Here is a 21083-nt window from a genome sequence, read left to right as displayed (position 1 = left end):
GGGTATTAAATAAATTTAATTTAGTCGTTACCGTATAGGTGGCCTTCAGTAAAATCTTTATAGCTATCGTCTTCGGTGCTATCCAACGGATTTAAGTCTGCTAACCTTTGGTTTTCTTCATTCAACTTATGTGTTTTTCTAATACCTAATATCAATAAAATTAAAAATACAGTTACTGTAATAGATAAAACAATAACAATATCTTTTTGTTGTAAGAGTATTAAAATGTCGGACAAGGATAATCTATGAAGTAAAAAAGCAGGCATGACAGCTTAAATTTGAGTTAATAGCATCTCAAATATAACGCATTTTCTGTAATAGATAGGGTTTTATGTGTTAATTTTTTGAATACCAGTTAAGTAGCGTTACTGTAATGTCTGGATTTTTACTGTTTACCAATTCCTTAAACGCACCAACATCACTCAGTCCATCAGTACCTCTGTAATGGTAAGGAATAACTTCTTTGGGTTTAAAGTCTAAAACAGCGCTGGCGGCTTGTTCTACAGGCATGGTATAGGGTAAATTCATGCAAACGAAAGCAATATCTATATCTTTCAAGTTTCGCATTTCAGGGATATCTTCAGTATCTCCAGAAATGTAAATACGCTCGTCGTGATTGTTTAAAACATAACCATTGCCACGGCCTTTACTATGGTATTTAAGAGCTTCTGGTCTTAAATTATACATAGGTATAGCTTCAATTTTTAAGTGGTTATAGGTTTTTGTTTCTCCGTTATGCATCACAAATGCTTGATTTTTAAGTGTGTCTGGTAATTGGTCTATTACTGCTTGCGGCGCTATAATAGTAGTATGTTGCTGTACAACAGCTTGTAAGGTTTCTACACTAAGGTGATCGCCGTGTATATCGGTAATTAAAATAAGGTTAGGAGATTTTAAATGAGAAAATAACGACGCATCGCCAACAGGGTCTATGTAAACGACAGTTTTTTTTATTTCCATAACAAAAGTCGCATGGGAAATGGGAATGATTTCGGTTTTAGAATTTAATATTTCAATTTTTAATTCTGTGGTGTTATTTGTTACGTGCGGTTGTAACGGTAAGAGAGCAACCATATAACAGACTAGAGCAAATACATGAATCATAAATTAATACTTTGAATATTAGAGGATTAAAATACGAAAATTATTTTGAATGTGCCCGAATAAAATCTGTAATTAGTGTTGCAATTAGTTTACCAACTTCAGGATGTTGCCCTTTAAGAGGTTTGGCATCGCAAATATGTAAATATTGCGCTTGGGGTTGCTGTGCAAAAAAATGAACGAATTGTCTAGCTTTTTTAACGCTAAATCCGCTTGCCGATATTTGCTCGCAGCCATTATTTTCAATAGAATTGCAGGCCAATTCTATACCAAAAGGGCGGTGTTCTGTTGCTAATAGGGCATTTTGTAATTCTTTTTTAAACGAAGTGTCTTGGCGAATTTCTAAACTTTCGTAGGTGATGAAATCGATATGTTTGAGCTTTTTTAAAGTTTTAAAAATAACATCCGATGTGTAGTTTTCTTGTAAGCCAAAAATGAAGTAATCCTTCAAAAAACCCTCGGTAAACGCGTAAGTAAACCCGTTACCACTATGCCTGCCTTTATCTTGTTTAAAACCAGAGTACATATCTAAATTAATTGCATTTATGGCCTTATTTAAGGCTAGAGCAGAACCTTTTATGTTACCGTAGGCATTGTTATGGCCGCCACCAATAATGATAGGTTTTTTACCAGCTTTGGTTATTTCAAATATCAATTGGCTCACCGTACTATCTATTTTAGAAACAAGTTTTTTTGCTTTAGCAAGGTGTTTTGCAGATGACGGATCTAGTTTTTGAAGCTTTTCGATCTCTTTAGTAAAATCGACATGACCTAGAATACAAAGTTTTTCGGGTGTTGTAAATTGATTGTTTTGAAAATTTAATAGTTCATTTACAGTGGTTTCCCAAGTATTTGATGTGCCAACAGATTCCGAATTAGCGAAAACCCCTACATCTTCAGGAAAGCCAATAAGTACATACTCGACGTCCAAAGCTTCAAGATCTTCGTATATATTGCTAGACGGCTTTAATGTTACAACGTTTTCGCCAAATTTTGATTCTAAAGGGCGTTTATCAATACGTTCTTTAAGTTCGGAGTTAGTAAATAAAACAAGTTTGTCCATTAATGCGCATTAGGTTTTATAAGTTTAAAAATACAAGTTTTTTTGCTTTGTGAACTTAATTTTAATAATATTAAACTATAAAAAATCAAAATTAACTTAACCAATCTTAACAATTAAAAATTAAAATTAATTATGGAAAATAATGCTAAGAGTAGCGGATTAAAAATTGCTTTAGGAATTGCTTTAGTACTGTTTTTAGGTACAGCATTTTACACATTCGATTTGATGAAGCAGAAAAAAGAAACCGAAACTCAATTACGTGAAGAAAAACAATTGGTAATGAACGATTTGAGTAATATGGCCAAACAATACGATGTTGCCATTAGCGAAAACGAGATAGCCAATAATAACCTTATAGAGGCTAGAACCCGAATTCAAGGGTTAATGGACTCGTTACAAATTTCTGAAACTAACGTAAAAAGTTTATGGAAGTATAAGCAGAGATACTTATCATTACAAAAAGAAATGGATGCCTTAATGGCCGAAAACGATAAACTGAAAGTTGAAAATTCGTTATTGGCCTCGTCTTTAGATAGCACCCGTACCCGTCTGGAAGAGCGTACCGTGTTTACAGATTCGTTGTTAATGCAAAATACAGCTCTTGCTGAAGTTGTAGAAAATGCTGCTGTTTTAAACACTGTGGGCTTAAAAGGATTTGGAGTTATAGAACGTAGCTCTGGAAAATTAATACCTACAGAACGTGCACGACGCGTAGATAAAATTAGAGTATGTTTTACAGTTGCTAAAAATACCTTAGTGCAAGCTGGCGATCAAGAATTGTACATTCAGGTTATAGACCCAAAAAACAATATTCTTGGAGCAAACGAGCAAGTTGTATTTGGGGAGACAACCTTAAATTACAGCCTAGTTAGTCGCTTTAATTACGAAAATACGAGTTTAAATGTATGCGAATTTGTAGCTGCATCTGCCGATAATAAATTTGAAGACGGACGTTATGTTGTAAATGTATATAACGCCAAAGACTTAGTGTCTACTTCAGAATTTACACTTAAATAAAATAATAAACACAAACACTAACAAACTAAAAACCCAAAAAGCAGTTCACTTTTTGGGTTTTTTACTTTATATAAATACTTTAAAAGTTAAGATAATAAACTACCATTAATAATAACCTTATCTATATGGTTGTCGCCAAAAGCATAAGGTAGGTAATTATAGCTAGGTATTGTTTTGGTAATAATAACATTGGCCTTTTTACCACGCGTAATACTGCCGTACATATTACTTATTCCCATAGCATAAGCCCCGTTAATTGTAGCGGCATTAATGGCCTCTTCTGGAGTCATCTTCATTTTAATACATGCCGTACTTACTACAAAGTTCATATTGCCACTAGGAGTAGAACCAGGATTGTAATCTGTAGCGAGTGCTAGTGGTAAACCGGCATCTATAATTGCTCGCGCCGGGGTGTAAGGTATGCTTAAAAAATAAGAACAAGACGGCAGAGCAACGGGCATGGTGTTACTGCCTTTTAAGGCTGCAATGTCTTCTGGATTCATAACCTCAAGATGATCTACAGAAAGGGCATTGTATTTAACGCCCAAAGCGACACCGCCAAAGGCATTGAATTGATTAACATGTATTTTTGGTGTTAAGCCATGTTTTACGCCGGCTTGTAGAATACGTTCGGTATCGTCTAACGAAAAATATCCTTTTTCGCAAAATACATCAATATAATGGGCCAATTGTTCCTGTTCTATTTTAGGAAGCATGGTGTTAATAATTTCATCTACATATGCCGTTTTATCATCTTTAAAGGCTTTAGGTACGGCGTGGGCTCCTAAAAATGTTGCTTTAACAAATACATTAAAATCTTGTTTAATGCGTTTTATAACGCGTAGCATTTTTAATTCTGTTTCGGTAGTTAAGCCATAACCAGATTTGATTTCTATGGCGCCGGTTCCCATTTCCATAACAGCTTTTAAACGCGACACAGCTTGGTCGTATAATTCGTCTTCGGTGGCTTTGGCTAAGTTTTCGGCAGAATTTAATATACCGCCTCCACGATTGGCAATGTCTTCATAACTTAAGCCATTAATTCGGTCTACAAATTCTTGTTCTCGATTTCCTGCATATACCAAATGCGTGTGAGAATCGCACCAAGCTGGCATTACTATTTTTCCTGTAGCATCAATTACAGTTTCTGCTACAGTATCGCCCATATCTTTCATTTCGCCATATTCAACAATGGTATCGTGTTCTATTAAAAGATAAGCATTTTCTATAAGTGGAAGTTTTTTCATATCACTTCCCGTAACTTTAAGTACGTTAGTTGCCCTCGCTTGCAATAATTGCTTTATGTTAGTTATAAGTATAGACATCAATTTAGTTTTTTGGAAGCCTAAATTTATAAAAATATATTTACTTGACGCAGGCTGTTTTTGTAAGCATAGTTTTTGCGTAACAATTTATAGATGTACACACAGGAAAGTTTATGGTTTAGCGACAATTGCTTAAAACAGGCCTAACCTATAACAGCTAAAAAAACATTGAATTTGCAGAAAAAAACAATGGAGCTATTTTTAGTAACTTTTGGTGCGTTATTTTCTATCATGAATCCGTTAGGGACAGTGCCAATTTTTGTAGGATTGTCGCAGGATAACACGCGCAAAGAACGTGCTGTAATTGCATTTTGGACTTCGGTAAACGCATTTATTATTTTATTACTGGCTTTTTTTGCGGGTAAATATATTTTATCGTTTTTTGGCATTAGCATAAATGCTCTTAAAATAGCTGGCGGACTTATAATAGCATCTTCTGGGTTTGCACTGTTAACGGGAAAATTTGCAGAGCATAAAGGGATGAAGCGAAAGCGGGTAGAGGAAGACATTCAAAACCGAAACGAAATTAGCTTAACGCCTTTAGCCATTCCTATGCTTGCTGGGCCAGGAACCATTTCTTTACTTATAGCCTATAACCAAGAGTTTTCAGACCTTAGTGATATTTTTATCATTTTAGGAGCTATGCTATTTACGGTATTATGTATTTATTTCATTTTAAAAAGCGCCCATTTTATAGTTAAATTTTTGGGTGCCTCGGGTATAAATGCCTTGTCTCGTATTATCGGGTTTATTGTTATTGCTATAGGTATAGAATACATAATTTCGTCTGTGGTAGACATTATTACCCATATTTCCTTTAAATAGTAGGGCGTTCCCTTTATCAAGGTCGCGCTTTCCGCTGTATCTTTTTTATGGCCTTTTAAGCCATAAAAAAGGATGCCGCTGCAATCCCTAACGCCAATTAAAATTTAGCTTACGGTATAAAATGTGACGTTTCATAAAAATAAACGTTATTAGCGATAAGCTTCCGCAAATAGCAAAACCAATAAATAGTGGTAAGGCCGTATCGGTCATAAACTCACCTATAAAGGTAGCTATAGGTATGGCAACTAGGGTAGAAATAAACCCTGTAATAGCAGCGCCAATTCCTGCAATGTGGCCTATAGGTTCCATGGCAATGGCTCTTAAGTTTCCGAAAATAAATCCTAAGGTAAAAAACTGAGCCACCAAAAAAGGAATAAGCACAAACAAACTCGGGTTGGGTTTGTTCCAAAATAATATCACATAAAGCGTAGACACCAACGAAAATACACTTAAAGCCATAAACGCCAATCGTCGCATGCCAATGCGCACTACCAATGTACCATTTAGTAACGTTGATAACCCGATAGAACAAGCTAAACCAGCGAACACATAAGGGAACTTATCTCCAATACCATATTGATCTTCAAAAACATGCTGCGACGAACTTAAATACACCATGAAGGCTCCTGTAATAAATCCAGAAACAACAGTAAATACCATGGCTTCTTTATATTTTATAAGCTCTTTAAATCCATTGACATAAACTTGCTTGTTAAATGGAATTTTAAAGGCAGGGCGTAAGGTTTCGGGTTGTCTTTTCCAGAACCAAAAGGTTACTAAAACAGCAAAAAATAGTTGTGTATAAAAAATAGATTGCCAGTTTAAATGCATTAAAATAAACTGTCCTAAAGCAGGAGCAATTACAGGCACTAAAATAAAAAAGGCCGTTACAAAAGACATCATTCTGGCCATGTAATCGCCTTTGTGCGAATCTCTAATAATAGAAATACTTATTGTTCTTGGAGCCGAAAGTCCGATGCCCTGAAAAATACGCCCGATAAGCATCCATTCTAAAGAAGTAGAGAAAACACAAACAAAACTAGCTAGGATGAAAATACCAAAACCAGCATACATGATGGGTTTTCTTCCAAAAGAATCGGATAAGGGACCAAGAATTAACTGTCCGACACCAAATCCTAAAAAAATCATAGTAATAAGTAATTGTAAATCGGTGCTGTTTTGGTTGCCAATCGCCAAGCCTATTTCTGGAATGGCAGGTAGTAAAGCATCAATAGATAATGCTACTATAGACATTAACGAGGCCATTAATGCCACAAACTCGAATTGATATTTTTTTTCGGTGTCTTGCATCATGCAAAAATACTGTATACAATCTTTGCACGAGTTAAAAAATCGTTATAAAGATAATTATTCCCAACTTAGTAAAATTGAATAGTTAATGTTATTGTATTGGTAATGATTCGTTTAATTTTGTGTGTATCTGCTAACGTAAAAATTATAAACATAGAACAGCTAAATTGGAATTAAGCATTTTCGGATTCAGATTTCTTTTTTGAATTCTAAAAACAATCAATTTTGCCCTTTAAACCGTTAGATTATTTTAAATTTATTCAGAATAAAAAACTATGAAACACTATAAATCGCAGCAATTACAGCCAAAAAAAGCATCTAAAGTTAGTATGGTTCAGGCTTTTAAAACCATTATCTGGCCTAGACGTAATTTAGTGTTTATTGGCTTGCTTTTAATTGTGCTTAGTCGTTTAGCGAGTTTGGTTTTACCATGGAAAAGTAAAGTGTTATTAGACGATGTTATTCCTAATAAAGACTACAATCAATTGTATAGCTTGCTCGCCATTGTTGGCGCTGCTATTTTAGTTCAGGCGGTAACGTCGTTTTTACTTACCAAAATTTTAAGTGTACAAGCACAATATTTAATATCGGAATTGCGTGCCCAAGTACAGAAAAAAGTACTGTCGCTTCCAATTCGTTTTTTCGATAATACAAAATCTGGTGTATTGGTTTCTAGAATTATGACGGATGTAGAAGGCGTAAGAAATTTAATTGGTACCGGTTTGGTACAATTGGTAGGAGGCACCTTTACAGCCATAGTTTCACTAATTTTATTAATTCGTATAAGTCCATCAATGACACTGTTTGTACTGGTTCCTGTGGCCGTTTTTGGAATTTTGGCATTAAAAGCATTTAAATACATCAGACCTATTTTTAGAAAACGCGGCGTTATTAATGCCGAGGTTACTGGTAGGCTTACCGAAACTTTGTCAGGTGTTCGTGTTATTAAGGCATTTAATGCCGAAGAACAGGAAAATAAAGCTTTCGAAAATGGAGTAGATCGGTTATTTCAGAATGTGAAAAAGAGTTTAACGGCAACCGCAGCCATGACGAGCTCCTCGACGTTTTTATTAGGAATAGCCTCTACAGGTATTATGGGAATTGGCGGATATAAAATTATGCAAGGTGAATTAACCATAGGTGATTTTATGTTTTTCACGTTACTGTTAGGGTTTATGATTGCTCCCATTGTACAAATGAGTAATATAGGCAGTCAGTTAACTGAAGCCTTGGCTGGTTTAGATAGAACCGAAGAGCTTATGAATATGGAAGCCGAAGAACAAGCCGAAGAGCGAACAATTGTGCTTAAAAAGATGAAGGGCAATTTGGCCTTTAATAACGTGTCTTTTGCATACGAGTCAGGAAAAGATGTCTTACACAATATTAGTTTTGAAGCCCCTTCGGGATCGGTGGTCGCTTTAGTAGGAAGCTCTGGCTCGGGAAAATCGACTATTGCTGGTTTATCGGCAAGTTTTTTAAATCCGAATTCAGGAATAGTAACTATTGATGGCAATGATTTATCTAAAGTCTCACTAAAAAGTTTTCGACAACATTTAGGCGTTGTGTTACAAGACGAGTTTTTGTTTGAGGGCACCATTCGCGAAAATATTCTGTTTCCCCGGCCGCAGGCAAGCGAAACAGAATTGCAACATGCCGTAACTTCGGCTTATGTAGATGAATTTACTAACCGTTTCGACGATGGTTTAGATACCTTAATAGGCGAGCGGGGTGTTAAACTTTCTGGCGGACAACGACAACGTATAGCCATTGCAAGAGCCATTCTAGCAAATCCTAAGCTCATAATCTTAGACGAAGCAACATCTAATTTAGATACCGAAAGCGAAGGGTATATTCAAAAGAGTTTAAACCAGTTAACGAAAGACCGTACTACAATTGTAATTGCCCATAGATTAAGTACAATTCGTAAGGCCGATCAGATTTTGGTTATCGAGCAAGGAAAAATTGTTGAACGCGGCACGCACGATGCCTTAATTGAAGCTCAAGGGCGATATTTCGATTTGTATACCTATCAGGCCAAAATTTAATATCATATTTATCAATACACTAAAGCATTATGGCGGTTAAGATACAAGCCTCAAAAAAAAACATATTTCGATTAATAGTGTTCGTGGCAACCGTAGTTTCATTATTTTTTGTGCCCTGGATTATGCTAAAAGCCTGGTTGCGTCCTTTGCCAGACACCGTACAAGAGCAGGTTAATGAAGCGCTTAATTATGGGTTTGATGGCATAGTGGTTTATGTCGATCAAGCGGGGAAGACACCTGAATTTTACGCCGCTGGATATAAAAATAGTGAACAAAAAATACCTGCCGATCCTCATGCTTTGTTTAAAATCGCTAGTGTGGGAAAACTATATGTAGCTGTTTCGATTACCAAATTGGCATATAGTGGTCAAATAGATTTAAATAAAACTCTTGCCGATTATTTTCCAGAGCTTGTAGGGCGCATAGAACATGCAAATAGAATAACCATTAACATGCTAGTGCAACACCGTAGTGGTATACCTAATTATACCGATATCAACAATTATTGGGCAGCACCAAAAGACAACGATAAAGAACGCTTGGCTTTAGTGTTGGATTTGCCTGCAAATTTCGAACCGGGTACAGCTTACGAATATTGCAATACCAATTATTTGTTACTAGCTAAACTGATAGAACGCGTTACAGGCAAGAGTAAGTTTCAGTATATTAAAGAAGAAATTCTGAATCCGTTACAGCTTAAAAACACTTACGGTTCTATAAACGATGTTGATTTAGATGAGGTTATGAGTGGTTATTATGTAGGTTACGATCAAGATTTAAAAACCGATAATAATGCATCGATGCTAGCAACAGCCGAAGATTTGGGTGTGTTTATAAGGGCCTTAAATGCGGGAACGCTGTTTAAGGATAAAGCCGAACAAGATCTATATTCGTCTATTTACCGTTACGAGCACACGGGATTAATTCCGGGTTACCAAAGTATTGCGAAGTATTATAAAGATATAGATACGGTTGTTATACAATTTACAAATACAGTAAATTTTGATGGTTACAATTGGAGCTTGTCGGAATTAATATATAACAGAATTATAAAGATATTGCGCAAAAATGAATGAATGTAATTTCGTTTTTCGATTAAAAAAGCAAGTCTTTCTTTTAGTTTGATTTTTAGTAACTTGTAGAATGTATTTTTAAGTAATTGAAAATGATTCTGAAAATTAAACTTGTATTATTATTGTTTGTACTATGCCTTGAAGGGTTTGGTCAGGAAAAACGTAAAGATGATACAAACAAGAACAATGCTAAAATAGCGGTAATTTACAGCGATAGTGATACAAAATCAATTAGAAAAAATAAACCGGTCTATATTATAGATGGGCATTTGTTTGAGAATGAATCTGTTTTAACAACTCTTCTTCCGGATACTGTAGAAACCATAACTGTCGAAAAAAAAGAATTCAAGGTAAAAAATAAAGTTTATTATGGTAAAATATATATTAATACCAAAGCAGATTATACTCCAAATTTCACTACAATTAAAGCACTTATAAATAAACATCTTAAGCTTGAAGATGAATTACTTGTTTTTCAAATTGATGCGCAAGTCATTAATTTAGAGAGTGAAAATTATATCGTTGATGAAAATAGTATACTTAAAATAGAGGTTTCCAATATAAGAGTGACTGGCCTAACTTCAGAAATAAAATTAATAAAAATTATAACTAAAAAGGCAAGTAGTGATTTGAAAACAAACAGTATTCAAATTAGAGGTTTAGAAATGTAGATTACATATTTTCTGAAATATTTTATAACGGAATATTACCATGTTTGCGTTTTGGCAACTCTACGGTTTTATTTTCCAGCATGCTAAAGGCTTTCAATAATTTTCGGCGTGTGTTTTTAGGTAAAATCACTTCGTCTATAAAACCACGTTGCGCCGCTCGATACGGATTGGCAAAGGTGTTGGCATATTCGGTTTCTTTTTCGGCAAGTTTGGCTTCAGGATCATCGGCTTCTTTTATCTCTTTTCTAAAAATAATTTCACTTGCACCTTTAGCTCCCATAACGGCAATTTCGGCACTCGGCCAAGCAAAGTTCATGTCGGCACCAATATGTTTAGAGTTCATAACATCGTACGCACCGCCATAGGCTTTTCGGGTAATAAGGGTTACTCGTGGTACAGTGGCTTCGCTAAGAGCATATAATAGTTTAGCACCGTTAACTATAATGCCATTCCACTCTTGGTCGGTACCAGGTAAAAAACCGGGAACATCTACAAGAACGAGTAGCGGAATGTTAAAACTGTCGCAAAAGCGTGTAAATCGGGCGGCTTTTTTAGAACTATTTACATCTAATACACCGGCTAAAAACAAGGGTTGGTTGGCAATAATACCAATACTTCGGCCACCTAATCTGGCAAATCCTACGATTATGTTTTCTGCGTAATCTTTATGAATTTCAAAAAAAGAATCGCGATCAATTATACCATGGATTACAGCGTGCATATCGTACGGTTTATTGGTATTGTCTGGGATAATATCTGTTAATTCGTCTCGAATTTCATCGCTTAGGGTATACGGAACCTTATCGGTGGTTTTCGTGTTATTTTGTGGTAAATAACCGAGAAGTGATTTAATATCTTCTAGACAGGCAATATCGTCAGCAGAGGTGGTATGTGCGACACCAGATTTTGTGGCATGGGTAGTGGCACCTCCTAAATCTTCTGAAGTAACCGATTCGTTGGTTACGGTTTTAACAACATTTGGGCCTGTTACAAACATATAGCTAGTATGCTCTACCATCATTGTAAAATCGGTCATTGCAGGGGAGTATACAGCGCCACCTGCACAAGGCCCCATAATTGCCGAAATTTGTGGAATAACCCCAGAAGCTTTTACATTTCTAAAAAAAATATCGGCATATCCGCCTAACGATCTAACTCCCTCTTGAATGCGCGCTCCACCAGAATCGTTTAGTCCTATTAATGGTGCACCTACTTTTAGTGCCATATCCATTATTTTGCAAATCTTTTCGGCATGGGTTTCGGAAAGTGCTCCGCCAAAAACAGTAAAATCTTGAGCAAATACATACACCAATCTACTATTAATTGTGCCATAGCCCGTAATAACTCCATCGCCGTAATAGACTTCTTTATCCATATCGAAATCTGTTGTACGGTGGGTTACGAGTATGCCTATCTCTTCAAAAGAACCATCATCAAGTAAATACAATACGCGTTCTCTTGCTGTAAGTTTTTTCTTTAGATGTTGTTTTTCTATACGGTGTTTACCACCACCTAAATGGGCTTGCTCAATTTTATCGTTTAGTTGTTTTATTTTGGAATCCATAGACTGTTTTTTCGATTAGCTATTAGGTAGTCTTACTTGTTTTAAATCTAATTGATATTGTTTTAAGGCTAAGAGAGCCGCTAGCTTAGCTTCGGTTTCGGCTTCACTTTTTTGTAATTCGGGAGCGTAATACATGTTCACAAAATTGGTGTCGAATTTACCAGTACGGAACGCGTGGTGTTCAAAAACAAATTTACCAAAGCCTAAAGTAGTTTCTACGCCTTCAATTTTATATTGATTTATGGCATTAATCATGTTTAGAATGGCTTCTTCTCGCGTATTCCCATAAGTGATGAGTTTAGCCAGCATTGGGTCGTAATAAATAGGAACCTCCATGCCTTGCTTAAAGCCATTATCTACTCTAATGTTATTTCCCTCTGGCAATTGATAGCTCTTTAAAAGGCCTACACTTGGTAAAAAATTATTTGAAGGATCTTCGGCGTAAACACGTAATTCTACCGCATGGCCAGTAATATCTAAATCGGCTTGTATAAAAGGAATGTTTTCGCCTCTGGCAATTTTAATTTGAAGTTCTACCAGATCTAACCCTGTAATTAATTCGGTAACTGGGTGTTCTACCTGTAGTCGTGTATTCATTTCTAGAAAGTAGAAATTATTATCGTCGTCTAGAAGAAACTCCACTGTACCAGCGCCTATGTAATGGCAAGATTTGGCTACTAAAATGGCGGCTTCACCCATTTTGTCGCGTAACTCTGGTGTTAAAATAGAAGACGGCGCTTCTTCGATAACTTTTTGATGGCGGCGTTGTATGCTACATTCACGTTCGAATAAATGCACGGTATGGCCATGAGTGTCTGCTAAAATCTGAATTTCTATGTGTCGCGGCGAACTGATGTATTTTTCTATAAATACCGAACCATCGCCAAAAGCCGATGTTGCTTCGCTAATGGCACGTTTCATTTGCGCTTCTAGTTCTTTTTCGCTTTGTACAATGCGCATACCTTTGCCACCACCACCGGCAGAGGCTTTAATAAGTATAGGAAAACCAATAGATTTGGCAATTTGTTTGGCTTCATTAATATCGGTAATGGCTTGTTCTGTTCCTGGTACTAACGGAATATTGTAATGTTTAACTGCGTCTTTGGCGGCTAATTTACTGCCCATAGTTTTTATGGATTCCGATTTGGGACCAATAAAAATGAGGTTATTGTCTTCAACAGCTTGAGCAAATTCAGCATTTTCACTTAAAAAACCATATCCGGGATGTATAGCATCTGCTTGAAGATCTTTTGCTACTTTTATAATTTTATCGCCGAGTAAGTACGATTGATTAGATGGCGGATTGCCAATACAAACAGCTTCATCGGCAAAGGTTACGTGCGGAGCATTGCGATCGGCAGTAGAGAAAATAGCCACGGTTTTTATGCCCATTTTCTTTGCGGTTTTCATAATACGTAGTGCGATTTCACCACGATTGGCGACCAGTATTTTTTTCATAATAATTACTCAAATTCTATTAAAAGTTCACCTTTATCTACTGTTTCTCCTTTTTTTACACCTATAGATTTTATAACACCTTGTCTTGGCGAAACAATACTGTTTTCCATTTTCATGGCTTCAAGAACAATTAAGGTGTCGTTAAGGGCAATGCTATCGCCAACTTGAATGGGAATATCGAGTATAAGCCCCGGCATTGGCGCTTTTATAGCATCTATTTGTTTAGAGGATGCTAATTGAAACCCCATTTGTTTTATAAGCAGATCTATATGGTCGTTTATAGAAACATGATAGATGGTGTTATTGATTTTTACAGTGTATGATTTTTTAAGAAAATCTGATTGGCAAATTTCGGCTGTAAAAGATTTGTGGTTTTCTAAAATATGGAAGCAGTTGGTATCGGTTTCTACAGCATCTAAAGCGGTTAAATCGTCTGGATTTATGTTAAAATGATGCTGGTTATTAACCGATATTTTGTAAGGTTTACCCATGAGTAACTATTTTTATACACGTAAATATAAGAAATAAGATGGGGATTTCTGCACTCTTAAAACACAGAATATCTTACAGTTTAAATAGTTTTTTAAGGGTGTAATGTTTGGTTTTTATAAGATGTTGTACCGATCTTAAAAAGATAATTGCGGTAATTAGGGCATCGCCGGCAGCGGTATGTCTGTCGGACACATCGATGTCGTAATTTTCTGCAATTTCGTCTAGCGTGTATCTTTTCTTTTGATCTATTAAGTTAGATTTTATGCGCGTTTCTTTGTACACGTGCATGGTGTCTAAAACCTTATTCTTTAAAGGTGGGAGGTCTAAACGTTTTAAACCTTCATTAATCATGGTGATATCAAAAAAGGCATGATGCGCTACTAAAACCGCATCTTTTATATAATCTAAAAATAGGATTAGCGCTTCCTCTTCGGTGTAGGTTTTAAACTTTTCGTTTTTAATAATGCCGTGAATGGGTACGGTTTCGGCATTAAAGTATTCTTGTTTTATGTAAATTTCAAAAACATCTTTAATGTCGATATTGTTATCGTTTATTTTTAGCGCTCCAATACATAGCATGCGATCCGATGCGTAATTAAAGCCTGTGGTTTCTGTATCTAAAACTACAAAAGTAGTGTTGTGTATTTCTGTATTTTTAGGGTCGTTAAACAAGGCTTCATAACGGATCCAATAGTCTGGGTAAGACTTTTTTTCTGGATTTTTAAAAAGCCATTTTATCATATAAAATTCTTTAAGTTAAATTTTAGTTTAATAAGTTCTTGTACTCTAGCAATAGCTTTAAAACAACGTTTTAGTTTAAGTTTTTCTTCTTTAGAAAGTTCTGCCAAAGCAATAAAGCGACCATTGTCTCTATTTATAAGTCCGTGTTTGGTTCTAAATTTTAATAAGGCTTTAGAGGCGTATGCACAAGATAAAAACAGTTCTTTATCTTCGGGCATAAGTTCGGCAAGTTTTTCGAAGCGTTCTGCAGTATTGTTAATGTTTTTGGTTTGATAATGCAACGCTAATAAACGTCCAGCATCTGTAACAGGCATAATGGCACGTTTTTTAAGATCGAAAAAGTCTTTGTGTTCGCCATCTTGTTCTACTAAAAACTGTCTGAAGAATCCTAGAGGTGACGGACTCCTTAACGAGCTGGCTCCTAGTTTTGAAAGGAAAATAAGATTGTTTTTTGTTATTTCTAAAACATGGTTAGACAGTTGGTTTGTTAAGGCCGGATCGCCATAAGTGATATCGAAATCAAAGAAAATAGAACATAATAAAAGTTCGTCGTCTCCTGTTTCTTTGGTCCACTCTGTAAATTGAGTTTCCCATTCGTCTAGGCTTAAGCACCATCTTGGGTTTTTAGCCATCATTTCGCCTGGGCAGTAAGCAAAACCAATATTTTTTAAGCGCTTATTAACTTTTTTTGCCAAAGTTAAAAAGTAGCTTCTTACTTCCTCTAAATGGTCGGCATCTACAGTTTCAAAAATAATAGCGTTGTCTTGGTCTGTATGTAATAATTGTTCTTTACGGCCTTGACTACCTAGAGACATCCACGCAAATTTAACAGGTGGCGCTTGGTCCATTTTTTCGATACAACGTTCTATAACACGTTTGATGGTAGCGTCGTTAAGCTCGAAAATGATGTTGTTAATATGTGTAAGCGGAATGTTTTGCTGAATATAACCTTCTAAAAGAATGGTGATTTTTTCGCGAATGCGTTTCAGTTCTTTTGTAGAATTGGCTCGCTTAATCGCTTTCATTAGCACCGATGGGTTGGTGCCTTTCATTACAATAATATCGTGTTCGGAGAAAACCCCTAATATTTTACTGTTTGGTGTGCCGTCTTTAGTAACCACGATTTGATTGATTTTATGTTTCATCATCGTGATTTGGGCTTGTGCTATGGTAATGTTTTTCTTGTAGCATAATACCGGACTAATCATAATTTCCGATACGGCATCGTCTATAGAAAAGTCGCCTGTAGCCACATGGAGTCTTAAATCTTTATCGGTAATAATACCTATCGGGCAGTCTTTTTCTTCAATAATTATAGAACCTACATTGTGCGCGCTCATTAATTTAGCGGCTTCTTTTATAGAGGTGTCTTTTTTTGTTGTAATTACGTTTTTTATGAGTCTAACCGGTTGCATTTCGAATAATTCTTTCGAAAAGTCTAACCTGATTTCGTCTTCTAAAACTAACTTTTTTTGAAATTCGTTTGAAAATGGATTTTCGGTATTCGATGCAAAACTTTCAATAAGGTATTGGTTTACCTGTTTGTTTTGCTCTATAATAGGTTTAAAAATATCTATAGGAATACAATACAGAATAGTTTCTTCTTCTGTAATGGCAGTAATGGCGTAGTTTTCGTTTGCAAATAGCGGCCTAAGACCAAACACATCGCCTTCGTCAAACTTGTCTATAGTTTCTAACTTGTCGTTAATTACTTTTTTTAGTTTAACGGCGCCCTTATAGATCATGTAAAATTGATCGTGTAGGTTGGAGTTTGCGCTATAAATGGTGTTGTCTTTATCTAAATATTTAATTTTAACCTCTTTAGAGATGTCTAATAATTGATTTTTATTAAGCAAATCGAATGGTGGAAAATGCTTAATAAAATCGGCTACGCGTTCTGCAATCGTATTCTTCATACTTCTCATTTAAAATGATTTCGGGTAATAAAGATAATGCTTTGTTTGTAATTATTCTTTAAAATATGATTTCTCTTGATGACTTTTTATGGCTTTGCGTGCTAATATAAATCCGATGCCCAACGAAATAAAAGCACCAATCCATACACCAGGCACAAAATCTATAAACAAAAAGAAATCGTAACTCCCGTGGAAAATTATTGCCAAAAATAGTCCAGTTAAATTAAGTTTTGCCTTATTTTTTGAAAATTTTGCTTTTCCCATAAAATATCCCATTAAAACCCCAAAAGTCGCATGGGCTGGAACGGCTGTAAATGCTCGTAAAATGGCAGAACCGTAACCGCCTTCTAAGACGTAAAAAATATTTTCGGTAGCAGCAAACCCCATCGATACCATAACGGCATAGACTATGCCATCGAAAGGTTCGTTAAAAGCGTTGTTGGGTTGGGCAAAATATCTGGTAATAATATACTTACTAAATTCTTCGGTAAATCCAACCACACAGAATGCTTTTACAAATTGTTGGAGCACACTAGCACTGTTTAATGGCAATATAAAATCGAATATTAAATAAAATAGTGTGCTTATAAACACGCTTACAAAAGCACCTAGTAAAAAGTTATAAATTAAAAGGTGTTTAGGTTCTTTTTCGTATTTGTCTTTATAATAGATGTAAAGTATAATAACAAATATTGGCGCTAAGGCAAGAAGAAGTAGCTTCATAATTTATTTTAAAACGGGTTTAAGGTTCGGTTTTAAACTTAATTGAAACGTAGGGTATAGAATATTAGTTACAAAATGACTAATTAAAACAGCAAATGCAGCTCCGTTTATTTTGTATACAGGAATTAAGAAGTAACACAATACAATATTGCATATACAACCAATGGCAAAGCGGTAGACTTCGTGTTGTAAACTATTAGAACTAAGTAGATGCTTTTCGTAAAGCATACCAAAAAACACAAGTAAAGGTGCCCAACAAAAAATTTTAAGAGGTGTGTTACCTTCTACATATTGTTGGGTAAAATAGGTGTTTAAAATGGTGTTGCCAAAGAATGTGTAAAAAAGACCAATACCAATTCCTAAAACTAAAAGGAGTATATTAAGTTGTGCTAATTTTAAATAATAAGTCTTTTTCTGTTGCAGGTAAGATTCCGCTAAAGCGGGGTATAGCGCATTAATTATAGCGAAACCAATAGTCCAACTTAAGCCAATAACTAAAAATTGTATGCTGCCAAAAACTCCCACAGCATGATCGTTTAAAAAATACTTTAAAAATAATTCGTCTATACCTATGTAAAATACAACCAATGCATTTGATATAATAAGCGGAAAGGCAAATTTTAACAAGCGCTTAGCAAGTGTAAAGGAAATAGGCCATAATTCTGTTTTAAATGTTTGTATTTTTTTTAAAAATACAGCGTAAAAAACACCTTGAAACAAATAGTCGCAAGCTATAGTAAAGCTAAAAAAAATAACACCTAATTGGTTTTTTAATCCATAAAGCTGAAGTAAAAAAACGAGTAATAAGCTTAATGTTTTACTGTAGAAAATAAATTGTGCTTTTTTTGTAGTAATACAATACCATTCAAAAACATCGGTTAACCTAAATAAATAACTTAACAGAATAATAAAATAAATGGTTGATATCACGTTCGTACCAACAATATAAAAGTAAACTACTAGACCAATAAAAGTAATTCCCCAGCTAATTAGGCGCATGATTATGGCAGTACTTATAATGTTTTTTATTTGTTTAGGGTGTTTAACCATTTCTCTAATACAAATAGAAGATAGGCCTAAAAAGAAAACAGGAGCAAACATAACTAAGCTCGCTTCAACAAACTTCAATTTACCCATATCGACAGTCCCTAAAGCATTAAATATTTTAGGGATAATAATAATTGAAAAAATAAAATGAATTATTTTTTCCGAGGTAAACCAAAAAGTAGAGCTTAAATCTGTTTTGCTAAATGCAATTTGCATAGTTTAATAATCAAAACTCAAAGATAGAAAATGCAACCAGTTTTAACGAGGTTTATTATTTTTAATGTTTTTTAGTAAAATAATTTCAATGACCCCAGAATTTTTACGTCGCTATTACGTATTGCGTATAATTACTAATCCTAAAGCTTATGGTTTACCAGAAGGTTATGTCGCTTTAGATCAATTACAGGACACACTTAAAACAATAAGAAAGAAAAGCGACAAGGAAGATGATATTTTATATAGCAAATTAGAGTTGTACAGTCCTAAAACCATAAAGCGCGATTTAATTAAAATCAAAGCATATTTTAATGTAGATATTAAGCTTAAACGAAATTTAGGATATTATGTGGTAGAAGACAGTTTTAACGATAACCAACATTTAAAACAAGTTTTCGAGAAAACCGAATTGTATCTTTTAAATCACCATGCTTATGGTTGGAAAGATTATGTTACATCGGCAAGAACATCTTTAAGCGATTATGTAGATATTGTGGCACTTATTAATGCTATAGAGCACCAGCTTTTAATAGACTTGGAATATAAAGGTTGGTACGACGATAACAGGTTTCAAACCTTTAAGGGACTAGTGCAGCCCTTACACTTAAAAGAAATAAATAATGCGTGGTATTTAATGGCTTACAATACAGATATAGGTGTGTATGCTTTTTGTTTAGATACTCGGATAAGCCATTTTACAATAACCGAAAAAACACCAAAAACTCCAATAACATTTAATGAATCCGACTATTTTAAACATTCTATCGGGATTTTAAAAACCGATATGTTACCTGAGTGGATTCATTTAAAAGTAGCAAACCATCATTTTAAATATTTATTGGCAAATAAAATGCATCCTTCACAAGAAGTTATAGAGCTACCAAAGAAATTGGAAACTGAAGTGTTAGATTATTTAAGCGCAGATATGTGGGGCGAGCTTAAAATTTGTGTAGAACCTAATTACGAATTTTTAATGGAAATTCTTAAATATAATATTTGGATAAAAGTGATACATCCCAAGCATGTTAAGGAAGATGTTTTAAGACACCTAAGGTTAATGACAGCCTATTACGAATAGTTGTTCTGTTTTAACTTGTAAGATCACATTTTTTTATAACGGACACATTCTGTCTATTTCACGAATAGTTTTGTTTAAACTTTAAAATTTTGCATTTACTTATGAAATATGTTTTATTGGGAGTAATTATGTTACTTTCTGTATCATGCAACCAACCAGTTTCGCAAACACGTACTAAAAATTTCCCAAGGCAAAACCGTTTTGTAGAACATGTACCTAATAATAAAAATGTATGGGTTTTTATTATGGCAGGTCAATCCAATATGGCTGGTAGAGCCTTTGTAGAGCCACAAGATACTATAGAAAGCCCAAGAATATTAACTATTAACAAAAACAATCGGTTAGTATACGCTAAAGAGCCCCTACATTTTTACGAGCCATCTATGACTGGGCTGGATATGGGCTTAGCTTTCGGAAAAGAAATAATTAAAAATATTCCAGACTCTATATCCGTAATGCTTATTCCAACGGCTGTAGGGGGGAGCACAATCGATAAATGGTTAACTAATAAAGAACACAGACATGTAGAGTTGCTTAAAAATTTTGAAGACAAAGTAGCTCTGGGAAGTAGTTATGGTACTATAAAGGGCGTATTATGGCATCAAGGTGAAAGCGATACTAAGGATACTCTAGCAATAGTTGATTATGATAAAAAAATGAGTCAGCTATTTAAAACCTTCCGCAAGATTATAAACAACAAGCAATTACCTATTGTAGTTGGGGAAATTGGTGCGTTTTCTAACAATAAGGCTAACTGGAAACGACTCAATTCTAAAATACGCTCGTATTCCAAAACAGATGATTTTGTAGATGTAATTTTAACTTCAGATTTATCGGACCGTGGCGATTTACTGCATTTCGACTCTAAAAGTATCAGGATTTTAGGGGAACGATACGCTAAAAGTATGATGTTATTTTTAAGTCTATAAATTTTAGAACCATCCTGTTAACGATTAATCCTACAAAATTTCATCATACTTCATGGTGCTGAAAGGATCAGGAGGTGAAAAATATTCCTAAAAAATAACACTTATCAAAATTTGGGAAATGCACATCTTATCCTTGTAATATGAAAGAAAAAAAATGGATGAATTTTATAACGGACACATATTGACCGTTTGGCTTCTATTTTTGAAGTTAGGTTTTAAGCTGAAAACCACAAAGGTTTTCGGTTTAATTAATCAGAATTTTAAGGATAAATTATTAAATAAAATTTTTTGTATTATGAAAAAATTATGGAAAATAACTGCCATAAAAAGTGCTGGACAAGTAGCTGAAGGTATGTGGGTAGAGATTTTAAAACCTAGTAAAATGACTAAGCCAAGTCATACAGACATTAAACTGGCAATGACCGAAAAATACAATTTAATTGCTTTTCCTTCAAACTTTTCAATTTTTAAGATGGAATAATAAAATA

The 21083-nt window shown here is 34.8% G+C and carries 20 protein-coding genes; 8 read left to right on the top strand and 12 right to left on the bottom strand.

Translation table 11 applies throughout. The features are described from left to right. Positions 1 to 20 precede the first annotated feature (20 nt). The 3 genes from ACR9EA_RS10510 to ACR9EA_RS10500 all read right to left on the bottom strand — a co-directional run bounded on the left by ACR9EA_RS10510 (position 21) and on the right by ACR9EA_RS10500 (position 2164). Complete coding sequence (locus tag ACR9EA_RS10510) at positions 21 to 266, bottom strand: hypothetical protein (protein WP_435132590.1); 246 nt, start codon at positions 264 to 266, stop codon at positions 21 to 23. Between the two features lie 70 nt (positions 267 to 336). Next, entirely contained in the window at positions 337 to 1104 is a 768-nt protein-coding gene (locus tag ACR9EA_RS10505; protein ID WP_435132587.1) for an MBL fold metallo-hydrolase, read from the bottom strand. A 40-nt stretch (positions 1105 to 1144) separates the two neighbouring features. Then, positions 1145 to 2164 (bottom strand): arginase family protein, encoded by a 1020-nt coding sequence (locus ACR9EA_RS10500; protein WP_435132586.1) that lies wholly within the window; start codon positions 2162 to 2164, stop codon positions 1145 to 1147. Positions 2165 to 2296: 132 nt separating this feature from the next. Between ACR9EA_RS10500 and ACR9EA_RS10495 the strand changes: the two genes are divergently transcribed. Then, positions 2297 to 3181 carry a chromosome partitioning protein ParA gene (locus ACR9EA_RS10495; RefSeq protein ID WP_435132583.1) on the top strand — a complete coding sequence of 295 codons (885 nt, stop codon included), beginning with the start codon at positions 2297 to 2299 and terminating at the stop codon, positions 3179 to 3181. A gap of 86 nt (positions 3182 to 3267) precedes the next feature. Here the strand turns inward: ACR9EA_RS10495 and hutI are convergent, their stop codons facing one another. Beyond that, positions 3268 to 4506 (bottom strand): imidazolonepropionase, encoded by a 1239-nt coding sequence (hutI, locus tag ACR9EA_RS10490; RefSeq protein WP_435132580.1) that lies wholly within the window; start codon positions 4504 to 4506, stop codon positions 3268 to 3270. A gap of 189 nt (positions 4507 to 4695) precedes the next feature. Here hutI and ACR9EA_RS10485 point away from each other — a divergent pair, with 189 nt between their 5' ends. Continuing rightward, positions 4696 to 5331 carry a MarC family NAAT transporter gene (locus ACR9EA_RS10485; protein WP_435132578.1) on the top strand — a complete coding sequence of 212 codons (636 nt, stop codon included), beginning with the start codon at positions 4696 to 4698 and terminating at the stop codon, positions 5329 to 5331. 87 nt (positions 5332 to 5418) lie between these two features. Here the strand turns inward: ACR9EA_RS10485 and ACR9EA_RS10480 are convergent, their stop codons facing one another. Continuing rightward, positions 5419 to 6645 (bottom strand): multidrug effflux MFS transporter, encoded by a 1227-nt coding sequence (locus ACR9EA_RS10480; RefSeq protein WP_435132575.1) that lies wholly within the window; start codon positions 6643 to 6645, stop codon positions 5419 to 5421. A gap of 272 nt (positions 6646 to 6917) precedes the next feature. Between ACR9EA_RS10480 and ACR9EA_RS10475 the strand changes: the two genes are divergently transcribed. The 3 genes from ACR9EA_RS10475 (at position 6918) to ACR9EA_RS10465 (ending at position 10431) form a co-directional block, all read left to right on the top strand. Beyond that, positions 6918 to 8687, top strand: a complete 1770-nt coding sequence (locus ACR9EA_RS10475; RefSeq protein WP_435132572.1) for an ABC transporter ATP-binding protein — start codon at positions 6918 to 6920, stop codon at positions 8685 to 8687. A 29-nt stretch (positions 8688 to 8716) separates the two neighbouring features. Further along, positions 8717 to 9763 (top strand): serine hydrolase domain-containing protein, encoded by a 1047-nt coding sequence (locus tag ACR9EA_RS10470; RefSeq protein ID WP_435132570.1) that lies wholly within the window; start codon positions 8717 to 8719, stop codon positions 9761 to 9763. Between the two features lie 89 nt (positions 9764 to 9852). Continuing rightward, entirely contained in the window at positions 9853 to 10431 is a 579-nt protein-coding gene (locus ACR9EA_RS10465) for a hypothetical protein (protein ID WP_435132568.1), read from the top strand. A 22-nt stretch (positions 10432 to 10453) separates the two neighbouring features. Here the strand turns inward: ACR9EA_RS10465 and ACR9EA_RS10460 are convergent, their stop codons facing one another. The 7 genes from ACR9EA_RS10460 to ACR9EA_RS10430 all read right to left on the bottom strand — a co-directional run bounded on the left by ACR9EA_RS10460 (position 10454) and on the right by ACR9EA_RS10430 (position 18588). Next, positions 10454 to 11995 carry an acyl-CoA carboxylase subunit beta gene (locus ACR9EA_RS10460; RefSeq protein ID WP_435132565.1) on the bottom strand — a complete coding sequence of 514 codons (1542 nt, stop codon included), beginning with the start codon at positions 11993 to 11995 and terminating at the stop codon, positions 10454 to 10456. A gap of 15 nt (positions 11996 to 12010) precedes the next feature. After that, positions 12011 to 13453, bottom strand: coding sequence for an acetyl-CoA carboxylase biotin carboxylase subunit (locus ACR9EA_RS10455; protein WP_435132563.1), 1443 nt, complete (start codon positions 13451 to 13453; stop codon positions 12011 to 12013). Between the two features lie 5 nt (positions 13454 to 13458). Continuing rightward, on the bottom strand, positions 13459 to 13944 hold the full coding sequence (locus tag ACR9EA_RS10450; protein WP_435132560.1) for an acetyl-CoA carboxylase biotin carboxyl carrier protein subunit: 486 nt from the start codon (positions 13942 to 13944) through the stop codon (positions 13459 to 13461). A 73-nt stretch (positions 13945 to 14017) separates the two neighbouring features. After that, entirely contained in the window at positions 14018 to 14686 is a 669-nt protein-coding gene (locus tag ACR9EA_RS10445; protein WP_435132558.1) for a 3'-5' exonuclease, read from the bottom strand. Then, positions 14683 to 16602, bottom strand: coding sequence for a DUF294 nucleotidyltransferase-like domain-containing protein (locus ACR9EA_RS10440; RefSeq protein WP_435132556.1), 1920 nt, complete (start codon positions 16600 to 16602; stop codon positions 14683 to 14685). The genes ACR9EA_RS10445 and ACR9EA_RS10440 overlap by 4 nt, the downstream gene beginning before the upstream one ends. Positions 16603 to 16653: 51 nt before the next feature. After that, positions 16654 to 17325, bottom strand: a complete 672-nt coding sequence (locus ACR9EA_RS10435; protein WP_435132552.1) for a PrsW family intramembrane metalloprotease — start codon at positions 17323 to 17325, stop codon at positions 16654 to 16656. 3 nt (positions 17326 to 17328) lie between these two features. Then, positions 17329 to 18588: an oligosaccharide flippase family protein gene (locus tag ACR9EA_RS10430; protein WP_435132549.1), complete on the bottom strand. Its 1260-nt coding sequence runs from the start codon at positions 18586 to 18588 to the stop codon at positions 17329 to 17331. 88 nt (positions 18589 to 18676) lie between these two features. Here ACR9EA_RS10430 and ACR9EA_RS10425 point away from each other — a divergent pair, with 88 nt between their 5' ends. The 3 genes from ACR9EA_RS10425 (at position 18677) to ACR9EA_RS10415 (ending at position 21076) form a co-directional block, all read left to right on the top strand. Next, positions 18677 to 19666, top strand: coding sequence for a helix-turn-helix transcriptional regulator (locus ACR9EA_RS10425; protein ID WP_435132546.1), 990 nt, complete (start codon positions 18677 to 18679; stop codon positions 19664 to 19666). 101 nt (positions 19667 to 19767) lie between these two features. Beyond that, positions 19768 to 20595 (top strand): sialate O-acetylesterase, encoded by an 828-nt coding sequence (locus ACR9EA_RS10420; protein WP_435132544.1) that lies wholly within the window; start codon positions 19768 to 19770, stop codon positions 20593 to 20595. A 295-nt stretch (positions 20596 to 20890) separates the two neighbouring features. Further along, entirely contained in the window at positions 20891 to 21076 is a 186-nt protein-coding gene (locus tag ACR9EA_RS10415; protein WP_435132541.1) for a hypothetical protein, read from the top strand. Positions 21077 to 21083: the final 7 nt, after the last annotated feature.

It is taken from the genome of Formosa sp. A9, assembly GCF_051200825.1.
Lineage (GTDB): Bacteria > Bacteroidota > Bacteroidia > Flavobacteriales > Flavobacteriaceae > Formosa.
This window is presented reverse-complemented; position numbering and strand designations above follow the sequence as displayed.